The sequence below is a fragment of the Acinetobacter sp. GG2 genome (assembly GCF_000292385.1).
GTDB lineage: Bacteria > Pseudomonadota > Gammaproteobacteria > Pseudomonadales > Moraxellaceae > Acinetobacter > Acinetobacter seifertii.
In genome coordinates this window covers 145,635-168,611 of the sequence record NZ_ALOW01000033.1, presented here as the reverse complement: position 1 = coordinate 168,611, position 22,977 = coordinate 145,635, and the positions used below count along the sequence as shown (strand labels likewise).

The 22,977-nt window shown below is 39.8% G+C and carries 19 protein-coding genes, 2 tRNA genes and 1 pseudogene; 17 read left to right on the top strand and 5 right to left on the bottom strand.

Annotated features, from left to right (window positions below):
- The 4 genes from B554_RS0109650 to B554_RS0109635 form a co-directional block, all read right to left on the bottom strand.
- Positions 1-76 (bottom strand) — tRNA-Glu (locus B554_RS0109650).
- Positions 77-101: 25 nt separating this feature from the next.
- Positions 102-177 (bottom strand) — tRNA-Ala (locus B554_RS0109645).
- 57 nt (positions 178-234) lie between these two features.
- On the bottom strand, positions 235-1,743 hold the full coding sequence (gltX, locus tag B554_RS0109640) for a glutamate--tRNA ligase (protein WP_019457885.1): 1,509 nt from the start codon (positions 1,741-1,743) through the stop codon (positions 235-237).
- A 117-nt stretch (positions 1,744-1,860) separates the two neighbouring features.
- Entirely contained in the window at positions 1,861-2,160 is a 300-nt protein-coding gene (locus B554_RS0109635) for a hypothetical protein (RefSeq protein ID WP_004705163.1), read from the bottom strand.
- A gap of 401 nt (positions 2,161-2,561) precedes the next feature.
- On the opposite strand from B554_RS0109635, the gene B554_RS0109630 reads away from it, so the two are divergent.
- The 9 genes from B554_RS0109630 to B554_RS0109590 all read left to right on the top strand — a co-directional run bounded on the left by B554_RS0109630 (position 2,562) and on the right by B554_RS0109590 (position 12,136).
- Complete coding sequence (locus B554_RS0109630) at positions 2,562-3,563, top strand: sulfate ABC transporter substrate-binding protein (protein WP_019457884.1); 1,002 nt, start codon at positions 2,562-2,564, stop codon at positions 3,561-3,563.
- A 222-nt stretch (positions 3,564-3,785) separates the two neighbouring features.
- Positions 3,786-4,709: a 16S rRNA (cytosine(1402)-N(4))-methyltransferase RsmH gene (gene rsmH, locus B554_RS0109625; protein ID WP_019457883.1), complete on the top strand. Its 924-nt coding sequence runs from the start codon at positions 3,786-3,788 to the stop codon at positions 4,707-4,709.
- Positions 4,709-5,041, top strand: coding sequence for a cell division protein FtsL (locus B554_RS0109620; RefSeq protein WP_004705170.1), 333 nt, complete (start codon positions 4,709-4,711; stop codon positions 5,039-5,041). Before rsmH ends, B554_RS0109620 begins: the two co-directional genes overlap by 1 nt.
- Before the next feature lie 11 nt (positions 5,042-5,052).
- Positions 5,053-6,885, top strand: coding sequence for a penicillin-binding protein PBP3 (ftsI, locus tag B554_RS0109615; protein ID WP_019457882.1), 1,833 nt, complete (start codon positions 5,053-5,055; stop codon positions 6,883-6,885).
- A 3-nt stretch (positions 6,886-6,888) separates the two neighbouring features.
- Positions 6,889-8,388 (top strand): UDP-N-acetylmuramoyl-L-alanyl-D-glutamate--2,6-diaminopimelate ligase, encoded by a 1,500-nt coding sequence (locus B554_RS0109610; protein ID WP_019457881.1) that lies wholly within the window; start codon positions 6,889-6,891, stop codon positions 8,386-8,388.
- Between the two features lie 8 nt (positions 8,389-8,396).
- The gene (locus tag B554_RS0109605) at positions 8,397-9,797 is read left to right on the top strand and encodes a UDP-N-acetylmuramoyl-tripeptide--D-alanyl-D-alanine ligase (RefSeq protein WP_019457880.1); all 1,401 of its coding nucleotides are present in this window, start codon (positions 8,397-8,399) and stop codon (positions 9,795-9,797) included.
- A complete protein-coding gene (gene mraY / locus B554_RS0109600; protein ID WP_004705178.1) occupies positions 9,798-10,916 on the top strand; it encodes a phospho-N-acetylmuramoyl-pentapeptide-transferase in 1,119 nt (372 codons plus the stop codon).
- A 60-nt stretch (positions 10,917-10,976) separates the two neighbouring features.
- Positions 10,977-11,309: a hypothetical protein gene (locus B554_RS0109595; protein ID WP_019457879.1), complete on the top strand. Its 333-nt coding sequence runs from the start codon at positions 10,977-10,979 to the stop codon at positions 11,307-11,309.
- A gap of 8 nt (positions 11,310-11,317) precedes the next feature.
- Positions 11,318-12,136, top strand: a complete 819-nt coding sequence (locus tag B554_RS0109590) for a putative RNA methyltransferase (protein WP_081400342.1) — start codon at positions 11,318-11,320, stop codon at positions 12,134-12,136.
- A 17-nt stretch (positions 12,137-12,153) separates the two neighbouring features.
- Here the strand turns inward: B554_RS0109590 and ponA are convergent, their stop codons facing one another.
- The gene (ponA, locus tag B554_RS0109585) at positions 12,154-14,709 is read right to left on the bottom strand and encodes a penicillin-binding protein PBP1a (RefSeq protein ID WP_019457877.1); all 2,556 of its coding nucleotides are present in this window, start codon (positions 14,707-14,709) and stop codon (positions 12,154-12,156) included.
- 161 nt (positions 14,710-14,870) lie between these two features.
- Between ponA and B554_RS0109580 the strand changes: the two genes are divergently transcribed.
- The 8 genes and pseudogenes from B554_RS0109580 (at position 14,871) to B554_RS0109545 (ending at position 22,618) form a co-directional block, all read left to right on the top strand.
- The gene (locus tag B554_RS0109580) at positions 14,871-15,929 is read left to right on the top strand and encodes a pilus assembly protein PilM (protein ID WP_004705187.1); all 1,059 of its coding nucleotides are present in this window, start codon (positions 14,871-14,873) and stop codon (positions 15,927-15,929) included.
- On the top strand, positions 15,929-16,573 hold the full coding sequence (locus B554_RS0109575) for a PilN domain-containing protein (protein WP_019457875.1): 645 nt from the start codon (positions 15,929-15,931) through the stop codon (positions 16,571-16,573). Before B554_RS0109580 ends, B554_RS0109575 begins: the two co-directional genes overlap by 1 nt.
- Positions 16,570-17,310: a type 4a pilus biogenesis protein PilO gene (locus tag B554_RS0109570; protein ID WP_019457874.1), complete on the top strand. Its 741-nt coding sequence runs from the start codon at positions 16,570-16,572 to the stop codon at positions 17,308-17,310. Before B554_RS0109575 ends, B554_RS0109570 begins: the two co-directional genes overlap by 4 nt.
- A gap of 10 nt (positions 17,311-17,320) precedes the next feature.
- Positions 17,321-17,848: a pilus assembly protein PilP gene (locus B554_RS0109565; RefSeq protein ID WP_019457873.1), complete on the top strand. Its 528-nt coding sequence runs from the start codon at positions 17,321-17,323 to the stop codon at positions 17,846-17,848.
- A gap of 61 nt (positions 17,849-17,909) precedes the next feature.
- On the top strand, positions 17,910-20,036 hold the full coding sequence (gene pilQ / locus B554_RS0109560) for a type IV pilus secretin PilQ family protein (RefSeq protein WP_019457872.1): 2,127 nt from the start codon (positions 17,910-17,912) through the stop codon (positions 20,034-20,036).
- Between the two features lie 11 nt (positions 20,037-20,047).
- Positions 20,048-20,617, top strand: coding sequence for a shikimate kinase AroK (gene aroK, locus B554_RS0109555; protein ID WP_004705195.1), 570 nt, complete (start codon positions 20,048-20,050; stop codon positions 20,615-20,617).
- 28 nt (positions 20,618-20,645) lie between these two features.
- Positions 20,646-21,728, top strand: a complete 1,083-nt coding sequence (aroB, locus tag B554_RS0109550) for a 3-dehydroquinate synthase (protein ID WP_019457871.1) — start codon at positions 20,646-20,648, stop codon at positions 21,726-21,728.
- Between the two features lie 15 nt (positions 21,729-21,743).
- Positions 21,744-22,618 (top strand): annotated as a pseudogene (locus B554_RS0109545) (hypothetical protein).
- The last annotated feature ends 359 nt before the right edge of the window (positions 22,619-22,977 follow it).

Below are 22,977 nucleotides of genomic sequence, written 5' to 3'. Positions count from 1 at the left end.
TGGCGTCCCTACGGGGATTCGAACCCCGGTTACCGCCGTGAAAGGGCGATGTCCTAGGCCTCTAGACGATAGGGACTTGATGAGGCAAACACAAAGGATCTTGGTGGAGCCAAGCGGGATCGAACCGCTGACCTCTACAATGCCATTGTAGCGCTCTACCAACTGAGCTATGGCCCCAGTTTGTGTGAGCGCAATATTAGGGTGAATGCGCTCACACGTCAACAAAAAAATGAATTAAGCTTCGCTAGTTGCTTCATTTTTCGGCAATTTTAAGCTTTCATTGAGTTTTTCCCAGATTTTTACTTCTTTTTTGCTCGGTGCACCCACAATTTCTAATGCATGTCTTAAACGAGCAAAGGTTAAATCAGGACCAATCGTAACCATTGATTGCATCACTGGTGTTGAACTGGTTGAACCGGCAATTGCAATAAAGAACGCTGGCATAAAGTCACGTAATTTAATGCCCATCTGATTTGCCAAGTCCATTAAGGTTTGGCTAACCGTGTCATTATTCCAAGTAAATTGACCTTCAAGACGCCAAATTGCAAATTGTAAGCTTTGACGAACTTGTTCTTGAGTCAATTTTTTACTTTCAAACATTTCGGCTGTAATTTGTGGCATATGGTTAAAGTAAAAACCAGCCCAATTCACAGCTTCAGAAAGTAAATTAATACGTGGTTGAATAGCCGCAGCAATGTCTTCTAAAGTGCTGCGATCACTTTTCCAAGTAAGTAATCGGTCTAATAATTGGCCTGGTGTTAAGCCTTTAATCCATTGACCATTTAACCAATTGAGTTTTTCAACATCGAAAATTGGGCCACCTAAAGATACACGTTGAATATCAAAGTGATCCATCATGTCTTGCAGGGTGAATACTTCACGCTCATCTGGCATTGACCAGCCCATACGGCCTAAATAGTTGAGTAAGGCTTCTGGTAGAACACCGATATCGCGGTAGTAATTAATTGATGTTGGGTTTTTACGTTTAGATAACTTCGATTTATCTGGGTTGCGTAATAATGGCATGTGGCAAAGTGTTGGCATTTCCCAGCCAAAGTATTGGTAAAGCAACTGATGCTTTGGTGCAGATGGAAGCCATTCTTCACCACGTAATACATGAGTGATTTCCATTAAATGGTCATCAACTACATTGGCTAAATGGTAAGTTGGCAAACCATCTGTTTTAAGAAGAACTTGCATGTCGACTTGTGCCCAAGGAATTTCTACTTCCCCACGCAATAAGTCATTAAATTTACATACACCTTCTTCTGGCACTTTCATACGAATGACATGAGGTTCACCTGCTTCAAGGCGGCGAGTAACTTCTTCTTGAGAAAGCTTTAAACCACGACCATCATATTTTGGTGTTTCACCACGAGCTTGTTGCTCGGCACGCATTTGATCTAGTTCTTCGGCTGTCGCGAAACAGTAAAAAGCATGACCTTTTTCAACAAGTTCTAACGCGTATTGCTTATAAATTCCCATGCGCTCTGATTGGCGATAAGGTGCGTGAGAGCCGCCTACATCTGGACCTTCAGACCAGTTTAAACCTAACCAGCGTAATGAATCTAAAATCATTTTTTCAGATTCTGGCGTAGAGCGAAGCTGGTCTGTATCTTCAATTCTTAAAATAAATTCCCCACCGTGTTGTTTTGCAAAACACATATTAAATAAAGCAATGTAGGCAGTACCAACATGTGGGAAACCAGTAGGAGAAGGTGCAATACGAGTACGAACTTTCATAGATTATGGGTCAAAATAAAAATTGAAACTATTATAACGAAAAAGCCCAGTATTCTGACGTTTTTATTTAACGACAGACTGGGCTTAATTTGAAACGATGAGGGGCCGTTTCAAATATTAAGAGGTATGCGGCTGGAAGATTGCCTGAACAAAACGTGAAAAACGTTCATGCTGTGCAGCAAGAAAATTTTGAGTAGGTGTTACACGAATAGTGTTAAGTACTTTTAGCTCATCATCTGTAGATGGTAAGGCTATGGTATTACGTTTTTGTTGGTCTAACGCTTTTTCAATAAGCGAAGACTGACGGTCAGAAACGCTTTTGCTCGGTGTATCTTTGAGTGCTGCGGCAGTAGATAATTGCGATGCAAAACTGAGCACCAAACCCAAACTCAAAGCTTTTCCATAATTAATTTTCATTTTTGCTCATCCCCTCAGTATGTACATTTCGTCTATTTTTTGAGTTTAACCAAATGTAAATTACGGTAACGCTACGATTCAAACATAAATTTTAATAAAAAAGTAGAACTATGTCACACTTTTTACAAAAAATACCTTTATTTCACCTTGGTATCTTTCAAATGTAGCCTATCTGTATCCATTACGTCTCATTATTTAACAAATTAATGTGTAGATAAAGTGAAGACTATAAATAAACTATAAGAATAATTACAAAACTTTTCGAAATTATGAATAAAAAGTAATCGTTGATTATATCTTTTAAAGTAATTAGCAAACCTTAAAATATTATAAGTGTTTGATTGAAAAATAGAAAAATAAAAATAATATTAGGGTTTAAAATAAATTGGATTTTTTAATAAATGAAAAAAATAGCAATAATTGCAGTTGCAACATATATGGGGTTGGCAGTAACTGCGGTGCAGGCTGCGACTACATTTTTAAATGTTTCTTATGATCCAACCCGCGAATTTTATCAAGAATATAATCAGGCATTCGGAAAATTTTGGAAACAACGTACTGGTCAGGATGTCGATTTTAAACAATCCCATGGTGGTTCAGGAAAACAGGCTCGAGCCGTAGCAACTGGTCTTCAGGCTGACGTGGTGACTTTGGCTTTAGCAAACGATATTGATGAAATTGTTAAAGCAGGATATATCCAGCCAAACTGGCAAAAAGAATTTCCTAATAACTCGGCACCATATACATCTACAGTCGTGTTTTTGGTTAGAAAAGGTAATCCAAAAAATATTCGTGACTGGAATGATTTAACTAAGCCGGGTGTTGAAATTATTACGCCTAATCCGAAAACAGGCGGGGCACCGCGCTGGATTTATCTTTCTGCATGGGGATATGCTTTAAAACAGCCAGGTGGAAATGATGCAAAAGCAAAAGAGCTGGTTAAAAAACTTTATCACAATGTCAAAGTGCTAGATTCTGGGGCACGTGGTTCGCTTACTACATTTGCTGAGCGCGGAATTGGAGACGTTCTACTTTCTTGGGAGAATGAAGCATTATTGGCAACTAAAGGCCTTGATAAAGATAAATATGAAATTGTTTACCCATCCATTTCAATTTTGGCAGAGCCATCTGTTGCGATTGTAGATAAAACAGTCGATAAGGATGGTAACCGTACTTTAGCCAAAGGGTATCTCAACTTCTTATATTCACCTTTAGGGCAAGAGTTGGCCGCTAAACATTATTTCCGTCCACGTAATCCTCAGGTCGCTGCTAAATATGCAGCACAATTTCCAAAAATTAAATTATTTACAATTAATGATGTTTTTGGTGGATGGGCAAAAGCTCAGCAAACTCATTTTGCCAATGGAGCCATCTTTGATCAGATTTATGATGGTAAACAGTAAATAAAATATGTGCAGTTCTCTAGTTTAAAAATTACTTAAACTTTTAATATTGAAGCAAGTGAACCTGAAAAGGTGAGCTTGCTTTTTTATTTTGCTTAAAAAATGCAAAGAAAACGGTTTTCTCTATGAAAAATTAATATTTTCCTACAAAAAGCCGTTTGGTGTTCATCATAAACAAGGTGATAATGTGCAGTTACATTTTTACGCTATGATTTAACTCCTATGTCGCATATTTCTGTCTTACTTTTTGAGACCGTTGAAAGCTTATTGGCAGATCGCACAACTGGGGTGTATATCGATGCAACCTTTGGACGAGGCGGGCATACGCGCTTGTTATTGTCTAAACTCGATGAAAATGCCCGAGTATATGCTTTTGATAAAGACCCTCAAGCTTTGGAAGTTGCAGCTGCCTTGGCACAAGAAGACCCAAGATTTACCATTATTCATGCAAGTTTTGCTGATATAAAAGAAAAAATGCAGGAAATTGGGGTGCAAAGCGTTGATGGGATTATGGCTGACCTAGGTGTGTCTTCTCCTCAATTAGACCAAGCAGAACGTGGTTTTAGTTTCATGCAAGACGGCCCTTTAGACATGCGCATGGATAATTCTAAAGGCTTGACGGCTGCTGAATGGTTACTTGAAATTGAAGAAGAACAATTGGCTAATATCATTTATCAATACGGTGAAGAACGATATAGTCGACGTATTGCGAAAGCAATTAAACAAGCCGGAAAATTAGATACTACGGCGCAATTGGCTGAACTTGTAAAAACAGCTCATCCAAAATGGGAAAAGCATAAGCATCCAGCTACGCGTACTTTTCAGGCAATCCGTATTGCTATTAACAAAGAACTGGATGATATTGAAGTGTTTTTGCCGCAAGCTGTAGACTTGCTTAAACCAAAAGGACGTTTGTCGGTGATCAGCTTCCATTCGCTTGAAGACCGCTTGATCAAACAGTTTATTCAAAAAGAATCAACTTTGGCCGAGGATTCTGGTTGGGGTATGCCAGAGCAGCAGGTTGATACAAGAAGATTAAAGAAAATTTCGCGGGTTCGTGCGAGTGAACAAGAAGTAAAAGCGAACCCACGTTCACGTAGTGCATGGCTTCGGGTTGCTGAACGCTTGGAACAAAAAGGCGAGTAATGAAAAGCAGTGATGAAATCGAAACCACAGGAAAAAAAGTGGTCAAAAAATTCGTAGTGTATGCAGTCATGGTGGCAGTGGTTTTTATCAGTGCCATGATGGTGGTATTACAGGTGTTTGAGTATCGTCATGATTATAGAGAGCTAAGCTCTTATATGCGTGAACGTGACGATCTCAATGCTGAGTGGGGACGTTTATTGATTGAGCAGCAAACGTTTGGTGCTACTGCTCAAATTGGTACACGCGCTGTCACACAATTACGAATGTTTTCGCCACCTGCTGCAGAAACGGTGGTAATTTCTTTACCGATGACTCCAGAGCACAATAAGTAAGGCCTTGCTGTATGGTAGATAAGCGAACAAAGCAAACACGAAAAAAACAGCAGTCTATTTCGGAAAAACCAAGTCTTGCCTTTGATATGTGGCGGTTTTATCTGCTCTGGGCAGTGGTACTACTGTGTTTTGTGGTATTAATTGCGCGTGCATTTTATGTTCAAATCATTAATAAGGACTTTTTACAAAATAAGGCCAATGCCAATATTTTGCGTACTGAACGTATAGAGGCTATGCGTGGTGTGATTAGCGATCGCCACGGTGTGCCTTTAGCGATTAGTAGTCCAATCATGAAAATTGTGATGGACCCGCGTGATTATTTTGAAACCAAACATTTATACGATCAAATTACGGCTGAATTAAAACAAGATCCAAAAAATCGTAAATTAAAACGCCAGTTACCTGATAAAAATTTAAACCTAGATGAGCTTGCTGATGTAGTTGGTGTTGATCGTGCTGATCTTAAGAAGCAGATGAATGCGCGTCCGCGTTCTCGCTATCTAGTTTTGAAAAAAGAAGTTCCACCGCAACAAGCTGACCTTATTATGAAAGGCAACTTCCAAGGGGTCTATGCGGAGAAAACTTACAAACGCTATTATCCGCAACCACAGCCTAACGCCCAAATTATTGGCTTGACCAATAGTGATGGAAAAGGTGTTGAGGGTTTGGAAATGCAGTTGAATAAACAGCTTTCTGGCGTCGATGGCGAACAAAAAATTATTCGTGATAAGCGCGGTAATCGCTTAAAAGTTTCTGAAGTAATCCGTGAGGGCGAGCCGGGTGAGAACATCACTTTAAGTATCGACTCTCGCTTACAGTATATTATGTATCGTGAATTGACGGCCGCAGGCGTTGCGAATAATGCACGTTCAGCAACGGCTATTGCGGTTGATGTTAAAACTGGTGAGATTTTAGCAATGACCAGTTGGCCATCTTACAACCCAAATGATAAGAATGGCTTATCTAATAAAGATGCTATGCGTAACCGTGGTGCGATCGATATGTTCGAGCCGGGTTCAACCATGAAACCATTCACGATTTCATCTGCTTTGGAAACTGGGCAATATACGCCGAATACCATTGTAAATACCTCACCCGGCTCAATGCGTCTGGGTTGGCATACGATTCGTGATACCCATAACTACGGGGCTTTGACTGTAACTGGTGTCATTATTAAGTCATCAAACGTAGGTTCTGCAAAAATTGCATTATCACTTCCGAAAGAGACATTGCCGACCTTCTTTAAGCGTGTTGGATTTGGTAAGCGTTCTGCAGTGAAGTTCCCGGGTGAAAGTGCTGGTTTAGTACTTCCTGTAAGTAAATTAAACTCTTCTCAAATTGGTACCATGGCTTATGGTTATGGTCTAAACGCAACTATTCTTCAGTTGGCACAAGGCTATGCGATGCTTGCAAATCATGGCGTCGAAATGCCATTAAGTTTGCATAAATTGGATCAGGCACCTAAAGGTGAGCAGGTTTTAAATCCTAAAATTGCTGATCAAGTCTTGTTAATGCTTGAGCAAGTGACTATGCCGGGTGGTACGGCGACACAGGCCAATATCCCGGGGTATAGAGTAGGCGGTAAAACAGGTACCGCTCATAAATTACGTGCGGATGGTAAAGGTTACTCAAATAGTGAATATCGTGCTTTATTTGCTGGCGTTGCACCAATCAGTGATCCGCGTCTAGCTGTTATTGTGGTTGTGGAGAATCCACAAGGTCGTTATTACGGTGGTTTGGTTGCTGCCCCAGTTTTTGCTCGTATTATGCAAGAGTCGCTACGTTTAATGAACGTACCGCTTGATAAGCCACTTAATACTCCACAGAATCCTACTCGCAGGTAAGCTATGACTGTTTCTTTTCAAGAAATTAATCCAATCGAGATTGATGCACAATGGCCTCACCAGCCATTTCATGGCTTTGGTTTAGATAGTCGTAAAATCGAAACAGGCCAAATTTTTATTGCTTTGACCAGTTATAGCCAACCTGAAAAAACACGTACATTTGCTGAAGCAGCTTTAGCAAATGGGGCACTTGCTGTCATTAGTGAAACCGAATTAGGTGTTGCAAATGAGTGGGTATGCCCTGATGTGCGCCAGCGTATGGGTGAGTGGCAAAAACGTTATTTACAACAGACTGATACAGTTAAACCATTAAGGATTATTGCTGTAACAGGGACAAATGGTAAAACGACTATTTCTCGCTTAATTGCTGAGTTAATTAGTTCACAACAGCAGCGCTGTGCAGTGATGGGGACGACTGGTAATGGTATTTTACCGGACTTGACACCTTCTACGCATACCACTCTTGATGCTCTACAATTACAAAATGAATTACATGCTTATGCTAAGCAGGGTGCAACTTTTGCTTCATTAGAAGCGAGTTCGCATGGTCTTGAGCAGGGGCGACTAAATGGCTGTGAGATTGAAATTGCTGTTTATAGTAACTTAAGTCGTGACCATCTTGATTATCATGGCACTTTAGAAGCTTATGCAGAAGCAAAGGCTCGTTTGTTCCAATTTAATTCATTAAAAATTGCTGTTATTAATTTAGATGATGCACATGCAGATGTAATGATTAAGTCTGCTCAGAATAATCCAGCGCAACCTAAAATTTTGACTTATTCATTAACTCAAAATACAGCCGATTATTACATTACCGATTTAAGCTATAGCTTGACTGGTGCAACCTTTAATCTGGTATGTCAGCAAGGTTCATTTACGGTAGAAAGTCCGCTATTAGGCCATTTTAATGTTGAAAATTTGATTGCCGCGCTCATAGCTGCTGAGCAAGCTGGTTTCGATTTACAAGCATTAGTTAATTTTGTTCCTAAACTAGTTGGTGCCCCAGGCCGAATGCAAGTCATTCGTGATGATGAGCGATTGTTTGTAGTCGATTATGCACATACACCAGATGCATTAATTCAAGTGCTTAAGACCTTAAAGCGACATGTCTCTAATGAGCTTTGGGCGGTATTTGGATGTGGTGGAGACCGTGACCGTGGTAAGCGTCCACTCATGACTCAAGCCGCTTTAGATGGTGCAAATCCGGTTATTTTGACTTCAGATAACCCAAGAACAGAAGACCCTGAACAGATTTTTACTGACATGAAGCAAGGAATCGATTTTTCAGGGCACCGTATGCATGAAATTCATGACCGCCGTGAAGCAATTAAATTTGTTGCAGAACAAGCTCAAGCTGGTGACATTGTAGTGATTGCCGGTAAAGGTCATGAAAATTATCAAGAAATTAATGGTGTGCGTCACTGGTTTGATGATGTGGTTGAAGTGCGTTCTGCGATTGATGCACAACATCATACGGTAGATGCTGCTTACCCTGCACAATAGGAACAATTATGCATACTTCAACCACCAGTACCGTGCCTTTGGAACCGTGGACAGCTCAACAATTACAACAGGCAACACAGGGTTACTGGCATAAAGACCAGATCCCTCAAACTGAAATTAAACGTATTTTGACTGACTCGCGTCATGCAGAAAGTGGGGACGCCTTTTTAGCACTAAAAGGTGAACGTTTCGATGCACATGATTTTGTTGCACAAGTTGCAGCAAAGGGTTGTCAAATTGCGATTGTTGAACGTCCATTAGATGTTGATATTGCTCAGCTTGTGGTTGCTGATACTCGTTTAGCTTTGGGGCAACTTGGTGGTTATCGCCGTCAACAAAATGCTCAATTGAAAGTGATTGCTTTAACGGGAAGTAGTGGCAAAACTACCACGAAAGAAATGCTAGGAAGCATACTGTCACGTTTAGCACCTACACTCATTACGCGAGGCAACTTAAATAATGACCTTGGCGTGCCGATGATGCTGCTTGAGCTTCGCAAGGAACATCAATACGCGGTGATGGAACTTGGTGCAAATCATCAAGGTGAAATTGATTACACATCAAAACTCGTTCAGCCACACGTCGCGGGCATTTTAAATATTGGAACTGCTCATTTAGGTGAGTTCGGTGGACGTGATGGCATTTGCCGTGCTAAATCGGAAATTTATCGTCATATTTTGCCTCAGGGCGTTGCTATTGCTCCGCAACAAGACGATTTCACTGCCGAGATTCGTGAAGCAGCCAAAGATCATCAAATTTCTAGCTTTGGTATAGGTGGTGATGTATTTGCTACAGAAGTTGAGCTGCTACCACAGTCTGCCAATTTTCAGCTACATACGCCTCAAGGTTCTAGCCTTGTACGATTGCCATTTGCTGGCGAGCATAATGTACAAAATGCAACGGCAGCCGTAGCGTTTGCTTTAGCATTAGGTATTAGCCTAGAAGATATTGTAAAAGGTTTAGAGCAAGCGCAAGGTGCGAAAGGTCGTTTGAACTTTATTCAAAAAGCGCCTTACTTATTTATTGATGATACTTATAACGCCAATCCAACCTCTATGCGTGCTGCGGCACAAGTATTACTTCAGCAAAATGGCATTAAAGTCATGGTGATGGGTGATATTGGAGAGCTTGGCGATAGTAGTTGGCAAGAGCATCACGACTTAGGTCGAGATCTTGCAGAACTTCCTTTAGACCATATTGTTGCAGTTGGGCACTTTGCCTCGGCAGCTCTTGAAGGTGCAGGCCTTCATTCTAATAAATTGAAAGCATTTCAGACTCAAGCTGAGGCGCTTCCATTTTTAATCAATCTAATCCAAACACATCAACCCCAGTCCATGAGTTTCCTGTTTAAAGGTTCTCGCTTTACTCATATGGAAACGTTGATGGCTGATTTGATGGAGAAACTTTAAATGCTGTTATGGTTGTTTGAACAACTTGCGGGCTATCACAGTTCGTTTCAAGTCGTTCGTTATTTAACATTACGTTCTTTACTCAGTGTATTAACGTCACTGACCATTGGTTTGGTTCTCGGACCGATCATGATTCGTAAATTACAAGCGTTAAAATACGGTCAGGCAGTAAGTTCGTTTGCTCCTGAAAATCATGCAAAAAAAATGGGTACACCAACGATGGGGGGGATTCTAATCCTGCTTTCAATTGGTATTAGTACTCTATTGTGGGCTGATTTATCTAATCCGTATGTTTGGATTGTGCTTGGTGTGATGGTTGTGTTTGGTGCGGTTGGCTGGGCAGATGACTGGATTAAAATCCGCTACAAAGACAATGCTGGCTTACCTGCTCGTAAGAAATTCTTCTGGACTTCTATTGCGTCACTCGGTGCTGGTATTGCGTTATATTTAATTGCAACTGAACAATCTAATGCAGAACATACAGCAAATATGTTGGATTTATTGATTCCTTTCTTTAAGAATCTTTCTATTCCACTTTCTATCGTTCCTTTAGGTTTGGCATTTATTGTATTCACCTATTTAGTCATTAATGGTGCGTCTAATGCGGTTAACTTAACTGATGGTTTGGATGGTTTGGCCATTATGCCAGTGGTTATGGTTGCTTCAGGTTTAGGTGTATTCGCTTACTTATCTGGTGACATCCGTTTTGCTAATTATTTGCATATTCCATATGTGAAATATACTTCAGAGCTGGTTGTAATCTGTTCTGCCATGATTGGTGCAGGCTTGGCGTTTCTTTGGTATAACGCACACCCAGCGCAAGTCTTTATGGGTGATGTGGGTGCTTTAGCTCTAGGTGCAATGCTTGGAACAATTGCTGTGATGGTGCGCCAAGAAATCGTATTTGCGATTATGGGCGGTGTTTTTGTGATGGAAGCTGTTTCGGTATTCCTGCAAATTGGGTCGCTACGGATGCGGAATAAGCGTGTCTTCTTGATGGCACCTTTACATCATCACTATGAAAAACAAGGCTGGAAAGAGACTCAAGTAGTTATTCGGTTCTGGATTATTACGATTATACTAGTCGTATTAGGCTTAATGACCTTAAAATTGCGCTAGAAATTATTTTGGTGTCAATATAAAGCCAGTTTCTACTGGCTTTTTTTATTGGAGAGGTAAATGACAAAGGTTGTTGGGCTAGACCAATTATCTGTAATTAACCAAAAAGTGGTTAGTGATGGGGAAGTATTACCTCAAGTTGTACTTAAAGATGGTAGTAAAGTACAAACTGGAACAGTAGCGACGATGTTGCATAATATTGATTTGTATAATGCAGGGCAGCGAGGCCAAATTGAAGAGGAATTAAAAATTGCGATTCCGACTTTAAGTAAAATTGGTTTATTTGATTTGTTTGATGTAGATGAATGGATTTCTGGAACAAATGCAGGCCGCACATTTGTTGGACTGCATGCAAAGGCTTATTTACACCAAAAAGAACAAGAGAATAATTAAAAGTGACTATGCGAAATTTAATGTGTCCTGTGTGTCGTCAAAGACTAGAGCTGGTAAATAAAACTTGGCGATGTGATCAGGGTCATAGCTATGACATTGCAAAACAAGGTTATGTAAACTTACATGTTGTCCAACATAAGCACAGTAAAAATCCAGGAGATACTCCAGAGTCTGTAAATGCGCGCCGTGCCTTTTTACAAGGTGGCTATTATCAACCTTTACAGCAAGCTGTAGTTGCTTTGCTAAAGCAGTTTAAAGCTAAATCAGTACTCGATATTGGTTGTGGTGAGGGTTATTACACAAGTGCAATGCAAGATGCTGTTGAGCAGTGTGTAGGTGTAGATATTGCGAAAAATGCTGTACAACGCGCAGCAAAATTAAATCACAACGTGACTTGGGTTGTTGGTACTGGAGCGACTTTACCGGTAATCGATCGAAGTATGGATGTGTGTACCAGCCTTTTTAGTCCAATTCCACAAGCAGAAATTTTACGTGTGCTAAAAGATGATGGATATTTAATTGTTGTCACACCTGCAACTGAACATTTATATGCGATGCGTGAGGCAATGTTTGAGCAGGTCAATCCGCACACACCGCAAAAGTTTGTTGAACAACTGCAAGATTTATTTGAGTTGAAAGAACAGCAAGTTATAGATGCTCCTTTATTACTTGACCAACAAGCTTTAAAGAATCTGATTGCTATGACTCCATATGCATATAAGGCTTCTCCAGGGCGTCGAATGCAGTTAGAGCAGCAGTCTCAATTAGAGGTAACGGCATCTTTTCAAATCTATCTTTTTCAAAAGCGTAATAAAAAAGCCATCTAACGATGGCTTTTTTATTTTTACTCAATTTGGTTAATCAAGTTTTCTAATTCATCTTTGTCACGCTTCGGTGCTGCTCCTTGTGCGGGCTTCATTGCTGGAGGCGCTGTTTTAGATGGAATTACAATTTCTTCGCCTGGTAAGTCATCGAAGTCATTGGTAGTGTTTTTAGGCTGTGGCGGTGCAGGACGATAAAGTGGTCGAGCCAATGGTGGCGCTGCGCGATATGTTTTCTTATCGCCAACTTCACTTGCGACATCTTGTTTTTCACGAGAAATAGGTGCTTGAGCATCTTTCTCTAAGCGAACCCAAGACGCTGGAGTACCTTTAAGCGATTGATCCATAAAGTTAATCCAGATTGGTAATGCGGCAATACCACCATACTCGCGACGACCAAGTGTCGTTGGTTGGTCGAAACCAACCCAAGTAATAGCGACTAATTTGCCATTAAAACCTGCAAACCATGCATCTTTTGCATCGTTTGTTGTACCTGTTTTTCCACCCAAGTCACTACGGCCAATTTTAAGTGCAGCACGACCAGTACCATGCTCAATTACATCACGTAAGATATTCGCCATATCATAAGCAGAGCTTGATTTTAAAATACGCTGAGCTTGTCGATATTGACTGTTATTTTTATCTGTCTGTTTAAGATTAAGCTGTTTAGCTGCTTTTTCTTTCTGCTCCAACTCTTTATTGGTCACTTCAACAACTTGATCATCAGGTGTGGTTGCTTGAGCATCATCTGTTGTTTCAGGGGCATTAATACATGGAATACATGCATATTCTGGTTTAGCTTCGTAAATAACTTTACCGTATGCATCTTCAATACGTTGAATAAAATGTGGTTGAACACGGTAACCACCATTTGCAAAGGTTGCATAACCCGTTGCCATTTGAATTGGTAATACTTGAGGTGTACCTAAGGCAATAGTGTAGTTACGTGGAATTTGATCTTCTTGTAAACCAAAATCCATGAATAATTGGCGAGTACGTTCAATCCCTACAGTCTGCAAAAGTCTTACAGATACAGTATTACGAGATAAATACAAAGCACGTCGTAATGGGATCATGCCTAGGTAACGGCCATCAGAGTTCTTTGGTGTCCACTTGCCAATGGTAATCGGACTATCGTTGACCATGGTGTAAGGTGTCATACCGCGCTCTAGTGCCAAAGCATAAAGAAATGGTTTGATGGTAGAACCTGGTTGACGCCAACCTTGCAAAGCACGGTTAAATTTTGATTGATAAAAATTATAGCCACCAACAATCGCTTCAATTGAGCCATCATTTGGATTAATTGCAATAAGCTGGCCTTGAACTTTTGGTACTTGAACTAGCGACCATGCAGTTTTAGCTTCATTTGGACGTAAGCGAATAATATCTTTCACTTTAACAATTTGAGATGCACGTGAAGGTGCTCCACCTACGCTGTTTGCATTGCGATAGGGGCGGGCCCATGACATACCAGACCATTGCACAGTGACGGTTGAACCATCTTGCATTAAAGCATCAAAAGAGTTGCTATTTACTTTAGTCACTTCTGCGGGGTAGGTGTTAGCATAAGCTCTAAATTGGCTTAATGGTTTATCATGTGCTTCTGCGCCACGCCAACCATGACGTCTGTCATAAGCCTCAAGACCATCTTGTACAGATTTCTCTGCAATAGCCTGACGTTGGGCATTAATGGTCGTATAAACCTTATAACCTGAGTCAATGGCTTGTTCACCAAAATGTTTTACAAGCTCTGAGCGAACCATTTCACCAGCATATGGATGAATATTATTTAAGTCGCGGTTGGGCATATTCAAATTAATAGGCTCAGCCACAGCTTTTTGATATTCCGCTTGAGAAATATAACCGAGTTGTAACATGCGGCCTAAAATCAAGTTGCGGCGTTCAAGTGCACGCTCAGGATTAACAACAGGGTTATATTTGGATGGCGCTTTTGGTAAACCTGCAATCATTGCCATTTGAGCAATGCTAAGTTCATTAATGCTTTTGTTATAGTAAATTTTGGCTGCTGCTGCGATACCGTACGCATTTTTCCCCAAGAAAATCTTATTTACATAAAGACTTAAGATGTCTTCTTTAGATAAGTTTTGCTCAATTTTTCGAGCCAAAAAGATTTCTGTTAGTTTACGTTTTAACGTTCTCTCGGGACTTAAATAATAGTTTTTTGCGACCTGCATTGTGATAGTCGAACCACCCGTTTGCACATCGGAACCAGTCACACTCTCGCTTAAAGCACGACCTAAACCTTTAAAGCTAATACCGCTATGCTCAAAGAAAGATGAGTCTTCTGCAGCTAAAAATGCATGAATAAAAGCAGGAGGAATTTGTTTGTATTCAACCGGTATCGAAAGTTTACCACCATACTCAGCAATAAGTTGATTATCGGCTGTATAGACTTGTAATGGTTTTAGAAGTGGTGCTTTCTTTAATGAACTCATTTCCGGGAGGGTTGGGGCAATATAGAGATACATGCCATAAAATCCCATCGGAAGTGAGACTAAGATAATAATAATGATCAAAAAAATTGGACGCACGAAGCCCAAACTGGATAGCTTTTTCATGATAAGTAAGCTTTAATAAGATCGAATACAAACTAATTGTGGTCAGTATAGCCTTTAGACATGCGGATTGTTAGATGAGATATTGTATCCGTGTAAAAATAAAGACCGAGATTGTTGGTTTGTAATTTTTTTTGGGGATAAAAAAATAATAGGACAATAGTGTGCTCAGGTTATATCGTAAACCTAATAAGGGGTTAATGGGCGTCGATATTAGTTCGACTTCTGTTAAGTTGTTAGAGCTCTCTGTCAAGAACGGTAAATATTGGGTTGAAAGCTACGCTTTGATGCCTTTACCTGAAAACAGTGTAGTTGAAAAAAATATCTTAAATCCAGAAGCAGTAGCGGAAGCATTGGAAAGGGCGATTAACTTAGCAAATCCCCAAACTAAAAATGCTGCAATTGCTGTTCCTACATCGACGGTTATTCATAAAACTATCGAGATGGATGCGGATATGAGCGATGATGAACGTGAAGTTCAGATTCGTGTAGATGCGGAGCAGTATATACCGTTCCCTTTGGATGAGGTGAGCCTAGATTTTGAGGTTCTACCTGACCGTCTCGCGAATTCAAATCGTGTAAATGTACTCTTAGTCGCAACAAGAACGGAAAACGTAGAAACGCGCGTTGAGGTTCTTGAGTTGGCAGATTTAAATCCTAAATTGGCTGATGTTGAAAGTTATGCTGTTGAGCGCGCATTTAGTGTGTTTGCTGATAGCTTACCTATGGGTGCAAATACGATAGGGGTTTTAGATATTGGTCATACCATGACAACCTTGTCTGTCATGCAAAACGGCAAAATTATTTATACCCGTGAGCAAGTTTTTGGTGGAAAACAACTTACGCTTGAAATTCAAAGTCGTTATGGTTTGTCTTTAGACGAAGCAAGTCGAGCGAAAAAAGATCGCTCTTTACCAGATGACTATGAAATTGAAGTATTAGATCCGTTTCTAGATGCCGTAGTTCAGCAGGCAGCCCGCTCTTTACAGTTTTTCTTTTCTTCATCTCAGTTTAACGAAATAGACCATATTCTGCTTGCAGGCGGAAATGCGAATATTCCAGGTCTTGCCAAGCTTTTGCAGCAAAAATTAGGTTACCGTGTCACTATTGCCAATCCATTTTTACAGATGGGTTTTTCTCCTCAAGTCGACGTTCAAAAAATTGAAAATGATGCCTCATCTTTAATGGTGGCGTGTGGCTTGGCTTTAAGGAGTTTTGATTAATGGCAACAATTAATTTACTACCTTGGCGTGAAGAGCTGAGGGAGCAACGAAAAAAACAATTTATAACGTTATGCTTTGGGGTGGTTGTGTTAGGAATTACAACCGTATTTGGGGGGTGGTTCTATTTTGATCATAAATTAGATGATCAAGAACAAGCAAATCAACTTATTACAAGTACTAACCAAAACCTTGATCAGCAATTAAAAGCATTAAATGGTTTACAAGAACAACGTGATGCCATTATTGAGCGCATGAAATTGATTCAAGATTTACAGAGTCAGCGTCCAGTCGTGGTAAGACTGGTTGATGAGTTAGTCAGAGTCACGCCGCCTGCAATGTATTTAACGAAATTTAGCAGAACTGGGGATAAATTTACGATTGAAGGTAAAGCTGAAAGTCCAAATACGGTAGCTGAACTACTGCGTAATCTTGAAGCATCTCCTTGGTATCGAAATGCTTTTATGAACTCTTTCTTGGCTACTGAAGATAAAAAAGATAAGGCAGCAAGTTCTCTTCTTCCTAGGGTAGAAGATCATTACGGTAGTTTTGTTGTGACTGTCGATTTAGGGGAAATGGGCGTGACCACAGCTGATAATAATGCTGATAAACCAGCCGTAGCTAAAGATACGGGGGCAGCCAAATGAGTCAAGATGAACTTCACGAGTTATCATTAGAGCAATCGGCTTCAAAGAAAAAGAAATTTAATCTCGATAAATTCCTTCAACAATTTAATACGCTGGATATGAACAACTACGGTAGTTGGCCAATATCTGTAAAAATTACTTGTTGGATTTTTATTTTCTTTGCTGTATTAGCTTTGGGTTATTTTGTTGCTATTCAGCCAAAGCTACACGCAATTGATAATGCTCAAGCTCAGGAAAGTAACTTGTTAAACGAATTTCGAGAAAAAGATTCGAAATTACGTAACTTGCGGCAGTATCAAGTCCAACTTCAAGAGATGCAAGCAAATTTTAATCAGCAATTAGAGCAGTTGCCTAAAGAAACAGAGATTCCTAGTTTGGTTGAGGATATTAACTTAACTGGTGTGAACTCAGGATTGAAATTTAAAAATATTCGCTTGGAAAATGAAGTCAAACAGGAAGTCTTTATTGAACAACCGATTGCGATAGAAGCCACAGGTGATTATCACGCCTTTGGAGCTTTTGTGAGTAGTATTGCTGCGTTGCCGCGTATCGTAACCATGCATGACTTTACTGTTGATGTATCTCCAACTAAAGACAGCAAGTCTGATATTCCTGCATTGAATTATTCTATTAAAGCGAAAACCTATCGCTATGTAGAAGCAACAGATACAGCGGAGCAATCGACCCAAGCTCCAACACCACCTGCTTCAACTAGCACTACTGCTCAGCCGAAATAGGAGAGTTATGATGAAAATTAAGCAAATTACTCTTTATGCTTTGGCTTGTGCTGCTCTTGTAGGATGTGATTCAAGAATTGATGCAGTCAATCAGCAAATGGCAAATATCCGTAATCAACCGCCGCTAGCTATCGAACCAGCACCTATTTTTACTCCTGTACCACAATTTAATTATGCTGCTCATCAATTAAAAAGTCCATTTATGCCAAGCTCACTGGCTGCTGAACTCAAAATTATGGCTGGAAAACGTGTTTATCCAAATTTCTCACGTACGCCACAGCCATTAGAAAGTTATGCACTTGAAGCTTTAAGTATGAAAGGAAGCATGCGCAATAGCCGTGGTCAAATATTAGCTCTCATCCAGACGCCAGATCATCAAGTTGAACGGGTACAAGTGGGCAATTATATGGGCATGAATCAGGGCCGTATTACCCAGATTAGCCCGACTCAGATTGATTTGGTCGAGATTGTGCCAGATGGTCGAGAAGGCTATGTTGAAAGACCGAGAACATTGGTCTTGATTGGGCCTGCACCCTAATATTTAGGGAATAACAACGAAAAAGTATTTTTAAAGATTATTTATTGGGGATGGTCAGACAATGAATCAGGTATTCCGTCAGTTTTCTATGGGGGCTGTAGCGATTGCAATTATGCAGGCTGCATCTGCACAGGTCAGCATGACCAATATTGTACCAACGCAAATTGCAGGTCAGGGTACAGAAATTAGAGTCATGTTTAATGGTTTGCCTCCACAGCCACAAGCTTACCAACTTGAAAATCCTTCGCGTTTGATACTAGATTTTGATAAGGCGCAACAAAGTTTAAAGCAGTCTAAAATTGCTGTTGCAACGAATGAAGCAAGTTCCGTTGATGTGACTTCAGATGATGTGCGTTCACGCTTAACCGTAAATCTAAAAGATGCTGGTGCTTTTACAACGCGCGTGGAAGGCAATACTTTCATTCTAAAAATTAATTCAGCTCAAACAACGAATAAGCCGATACCAGCAGCTACCGCACAACCACAAGGTGTTTCAAATATTGGCTTTCAGCGTGGTAGTCAGGGAGAAGGTTTAGTTGTTGTCGATCTTTTGGGAAGTAATACACCTGTAGATGTTCAACAACAAGGCAGTAAGGTTGTTATAAGAACATTAGGTACAAAGATTCCGACACATTTAGCACGTCGTTTAAATGTAAATGATTTTGCAACACCCGTATCAAGTATCGATGCTTATAATGAAAAAGGTGCTGGTGTAATCACGATTCAGTCATCTGGTAGCTATGAATATATGGCGTATCAGGCTGAAAATAAGCTCACTATTAGTTTGAAGCGTCCACAAGATAAAAGTACATCAGCTTCGTATAAAGCACCAAGTTATTCTGGTAATAAGCTTTCGTTAGATTTCCAAGATATTGAAGTACGACGTGTTCTACAGTTGTTGGCTGATTTTACAGGTATCAATATGGTAGCTGCTGATAGTGTGCAAGGTAATATCACGCTACGCTTGAAAGATGTACCTTGGGATCAAGCACTTGATATTATTTTAAAGACGAAAAATCTTGATAAACGACGTAACGGGAATGTGATTTGGATTGCTCCTGTTACTGAATTAATTAAAGCAGAAGATGATGAGGCAAAAGCCTTAGCTCAAACGATTAAGTTAGCGCCAATCCAAACAGATTATATTCGTTTGAGTTATGCGAAAGCGACTGATGTGCTTAAGTTGATTGAAGATACTCGTGATGGTAAAGGTGCAGTTGCAAATCGTACCGCAAACTCTGATTCTCTTGCGTTGGAGAGCTTATTAAGTTCACGTGGTAGTGCTGTTGCTGATAGTCGAACTAATACTTTGATTGTAAATGATACAGCACAAAATATTGATAAAGTTCGTAAAATGATTGAACTACTTGATGTTCAAGTTAAGCAGGTGATGGTTGAAGCACGTATTGTTAGAGCTTCTACGTCATTTACTAAGGAACTCGGGGTGAAGTGGGGTATTCTTTCGCAAGGTATTACTAATAATAAAAACTTATTGGTTGGTGGTAGTGAAACAACCTTGTGGAATTTGCGTGAGCCTAAAAAAGATGAGACTACGGGAGGCTATAAATATACTATTGAGCGCCCTGATAACTTAAACGTTGACTTGGGAGTTTCTAATCCAGCGGGAAGTATTGCCTTTGGTCTCATCAGTATGTCTGACTTCATGTTGGATCTTGAGTTATCTGCTTTACAAGCTGATGGCTATGGTGAAGTGATTTCAACACCTAAAGTGATGACTGCTGATAAACAAACTGCGAAAGTTGCAACAGGCCAACAAGTTCCTTATTTAATGACGACCACTTCTGGTGCTGGTTCTACAGCGACAACATCATTTAAAGATGCTCTTTTAAGTCTTGATGTTACACCTAGCATTACGCCTGACGGTAAAATTCAAATGAAATTAGATATTTCTAAGGATTCTGTAGCGGGTGAAGCGCCAAATGGTGAGTTAATTCTGAATAAGAATAATATTAATACCAATGTGCTGGTTGATAACGGAGAAACCGTCATTTTAGGTGGTGTATTCGAGCAAACAACGACAAATACCCAAACTAAAGTTCCATTCTTTGGGGATATTCCTTTAGTTGGGCGTTTATTTAGAAAAGATGTAAAGTCTGATGATAAACAAGAGTTACTGATTTTTGTAACACCACGAATTGTTAATGACACTTTGGCCAGAAATCATTAATATATTTTTCAATGAAAGCAATTGAAATAGGTGGCGCCTTGCCAAGCAAAGCGTTTGAAACCCTACCAAATATTTATTTGGTAGGGCCCATGGGGGCAGGAAAAACAACCGTTGGACGTCATTTAGCAGAACTATTAGGGCGTGAATTTTTAGATAGTGATCATGAAATTGAGCGCAAGACAGGGGCAACTATTCCTTGGATTTTTGAAAAAGAGGGGGAGGTTGGGTTCCGAACTCGTGAAACTGTGGTTTTAAATGAGCTGACCTTACGTAAAGCGTTGGTGTTGGCAACAGGTGGTGGAGCAATTACCCAAGCGCCTAACCGAGAATTTTTAAAGCAACGCGGAATAGTTATTTATCTCTATACACCTGTCGAATTACAATTACAAAGAACCTACCGCGACAAAAACAGACCATTATTACAAGTTGAAAATCCTGAACAGAAATTGCGAGACCTATTAAAGATCAGGGATCCTTTGTATCGTGAAGTTGCGCATTATACGATTGAAACGAATCAAGGCGCTGCACGTGATCTCGCACAAAAGATTTTGCAACTTATTCTATCGAACAAGCTAAAATAGACAAACTGACTAGTGGTTTTATAAATTCATGCAAACATTACATGTTGAATTAGGCGAACGCCGTTATCCTATTTTTATTGGTAGTCAACTTGACCCGAAACAATTACTAGAGCCTTATATTCATGGTCAACAGGTCATGATAGTCAGTAATGTGACGGTTGCGCCTTTATATTTAAGCCACTATCAGGAAGCTTTAAAAAGTTTAGGTAAAACAGTTGCGACTTGTATTTTGCCTGATGGTGAAAAATACAAAGATATTCAGCATCTAAATTTAATTTTTGATGCATTACTTGAAGCTGGTTTTAACCGTGATTGTACCGTTTTAGCTTTGGGTGGTGGCGTGATTGGTGATATGGCTGGTTTTGCATCTGCTTGTTTCCAGCGTGGCGTTTACTTTGTTCAGGTTCCTACCACATTACTTTCACAAGTAGATTCAAGTGTTGGTGGAAAAACAGGAATCAATCATCCGCTTGGTAAAAATATGTTAGGTGCTTTTCAACAGCCGCAAGTTGTTCTGGCTGATATGGCACAACTCAATACATTGCCAGAACGTGAACTTTCAGCAGGTTTAGCTGAAGTGATTAAATATGCTCTTTTAGGTGATGTCGATTTCTTGGTATGGCTTGAAGAAAATATGGATGGGCTTGTTGCGAGAGATGCTAATTTACTTGCAGAAGCTGTCTATCGTTCATGTGCTCACAAAGCGCGTATCGTTGCCAATGATGAAAAAGAACAAGGTGAACGTGCTTTACTTAATTTAGGCCACACTTTCGGTCATGCGATTGAGTCATATCTTGGTTATGGTACTTGGTTACACGGTGAAGCTGTTGCAACCGGTATGGTTATGGCAGCAGATCTATCTCAGCGTTTGGGCTGGATCTCAAATGAAGATGTAGAACGTACAAAAAAAATCATTCAACGTGCGAATTTGCCGATATCATGTCCACAAATTCCATTGGATGATTTCCTTGGATACATGGCGCATGACAAAAAAGTTCTCAATGGGCAATTACGTTTGGTGTTATTAAAACAACTTGGACAAGCTGTCATTACTAAAGACTTTGATGTCGAATTAATGAAGCAATCTATTTTTGCAAATCAACACGGATAATAGATAAGGTAAAGCATGACTGTATCACGTACATTTTGGCAGAATGTTCAACAATATATCTGGTTGGTTGGTGGTATTGCCTGCTTGTTGCTGGCCTTTATTTTTTGGGTAATTACCGATAGTAAGAAGTTGGTTGAAGTTGAAAAGTCAGCTGATTCTGATGCGCCTGTTCAAATTCAACCAGAGAAAGTTGCTACGACACCTAACTTGGGTGCTTTAGCTGATGAAGTTCGTCCACTTGATCTAACAACTCGTACAGTTGCATCTGGTGAGCATGAACCAGAGTTTCGTGGTACGAAATTTATTAACGAAAATAAAAAACAATGGACGCTTGAGATATTTAGAGCATCTGATGAAGACATCATTAAAAACTTTTTAAAAAATCGTAGTGATCGTAATAAATTTATTTATTTTCGCTTAAGTGGTGAACAGCAAGCGGAGCAGTATGTTTTGGTTTATGGAACCTTTAAACGCTCAGACGATGCAATTCAGCAGTTAACACAGATTAACCTACAATTGCCTGAGTCTATTAAGCCTCAGCCACAACAGTTCTCAAGTTATGCTCCTTTGGTCAATGATTTGGGTGCAGATGAGATAAAAGGTGGAAATAATCAGCTTTATGAGGTTCGTTTGCGTCCAGCCGCTCTACCTACAATTGATGAATCATTATTGATGGCTGGATCAACTAATGCCGCAGTCAATGTTCAGCCGAAAGCTCCTGCGACCAATTCAGCTACTAAAACCACTATTGTTCGCCGTGATGCTCAAGGAAATGTAGTGGATGTACAACAATCGAATTCAAATATTGATCAACCGAATAAGCCAGCTCAAACACGTTCAAATGATATTCAATAAAAAATGCCTCAAATAAGGGCAGCGAAAGGAGATAATTTGCTCAATAATATGCACAATATTAGTGCAAAATAAAATCTAATAATATTTTTTGACCATATCTGGTGCATATTTAGTCATTTTTTGGTGTGATAACGCGAATAAAATAGATATATTTATATTGAATATAAGTACTTAGATTAATTTTTATTATATGGCACACTTTTTGCTTTATTGTTGTGCTTATTAATGTGCTGCAAACTATTTTAGCCCTCTAAGAAGTGAATTCTATGCAGAGTCGTGGGGTCGAACTGCTTTAAAAGAGTGCGAAATAAGTCAAAACATTTTTCTAGCAAAAACCAGTGTACGTAAAAATGGAACAGCGTATATTGGCTTATCAGCCCAAAATTTTTTATTT

Coding starts and splice junctions, on each gene's coding strand:
- rsmH (WP_019457883.1), top strand. CDS start 3,786: ATGTCGCATATTTCTGTCTTACTTTTTGAGACCGTTGAAAGCTTATTG.
- ponA (WP_019457877.1), bottom strand. CDS start 14,709: ATGAAAAAGCTATCCAGTTTGGGCTTCGTGCGTCCAATTTTTTTGATC.
- B554_RS0109635 (WP_004705163.1), bottom strand. CDS start 2,160: ATGAAAATTAATTATGGAAAAGCTTTGAGTTTGGGTTTGGTGCTCAGT.
- pilQ (WP_019457872.1), top strand. CDS start 17,910: ATGAATCAGGTATTCCGTCAGTTTTCTATGGGGGCTGTAGCGATTGCA.
- B554_RS0109620 (WP_004705170.1), top strand. CDS start 4,709: ATGAAAAGCAGTGATGAAATCGAAACCACAGGAAAAAAAGTGGTCAAA.
- B554_RS0109575 (WP_019457875.1), top strand. CDS start 15,929: ATGGCAACAATTAATTTACTACCTTGGCGTGAAGAGCTGAGGGAGCAA.
- B554_RS0109610 (WP_019457881.1), top strand. CDS start 6,889: ATGACTGTTTCTTTTCAAGAAATTAATCCAATCGAGATTGATGCACAA.
- B554_RS0109590 (WP_081400342.1), top strand. CDS start 11,318: ATGCGAAATTTAATGTGTCCTGTGTGTCGTCAAAGACTAGAGCTGGTA.
- B554_RS0109595 (WP_019457879.1), top strand. CDS start 10,977: ATGACAAAGGTTGTTGGGCTAGACCAATTATCTGTAATTAACCAAAAA.
- ftsI (WP_019457882.1), top strand. CDS start 5,053: ATGGTAGATAAGCGAACAAAGCAAACACGAAAAAAACAGCAGTCTATT.
- B554_RS0109605 (WP_019457880.1), top strand. CDS start 8,397: ATGCATACTTCAACCACCAGTACCGTGCCTTTGGAACCGTGGACAGCT.
- B554_RS0109630 (WP_019457884.1), top strand. CDS start 2,562: ATGAAAAAAATAGCAATAATTGCAGTTGCAACATATATGGGGTTGGCA.
- aroK (WP_004705195.1), top strand. CDS start 20,048: ATGAAAGCAATTGAAATAGGTGGCGCCTTGCCAAGCAAAGCGTTTGAA.
- B554_RS0109570 (WP_019457874.1), top strand. CDS start 16,570: ATGAGTCAAGATGAACTTCACGAGTTATCATTAGAGCAATCGGCTTCA.
- mraY (WP_004705178.1), top strand. CDS start 9,798: ATGCTGTTATGGTTGTTTGAACAACTTGCGGGCTATCACAGTTCGTTT.
- gltX (WP_019457885.1), bottom strand. CDS start 1,743: ATGAAAGTTCGTACTCGTATTGCACCTTCTCCTACTGGTTTCCCACAT.
- B554_RS0109565 (WP_019457873.1), top strand. CDS start 17,321: ATGAAAATTAAGCAAATTACTCTTTATGCTTTGGCTTGTGCTGCTCTT.
- aroB (WP_019457871.1), top strand. CDS start 20,646: ATGCAAACATTACATGTTGAATTAGGCGAACGCCGTTATCCTATTTTT.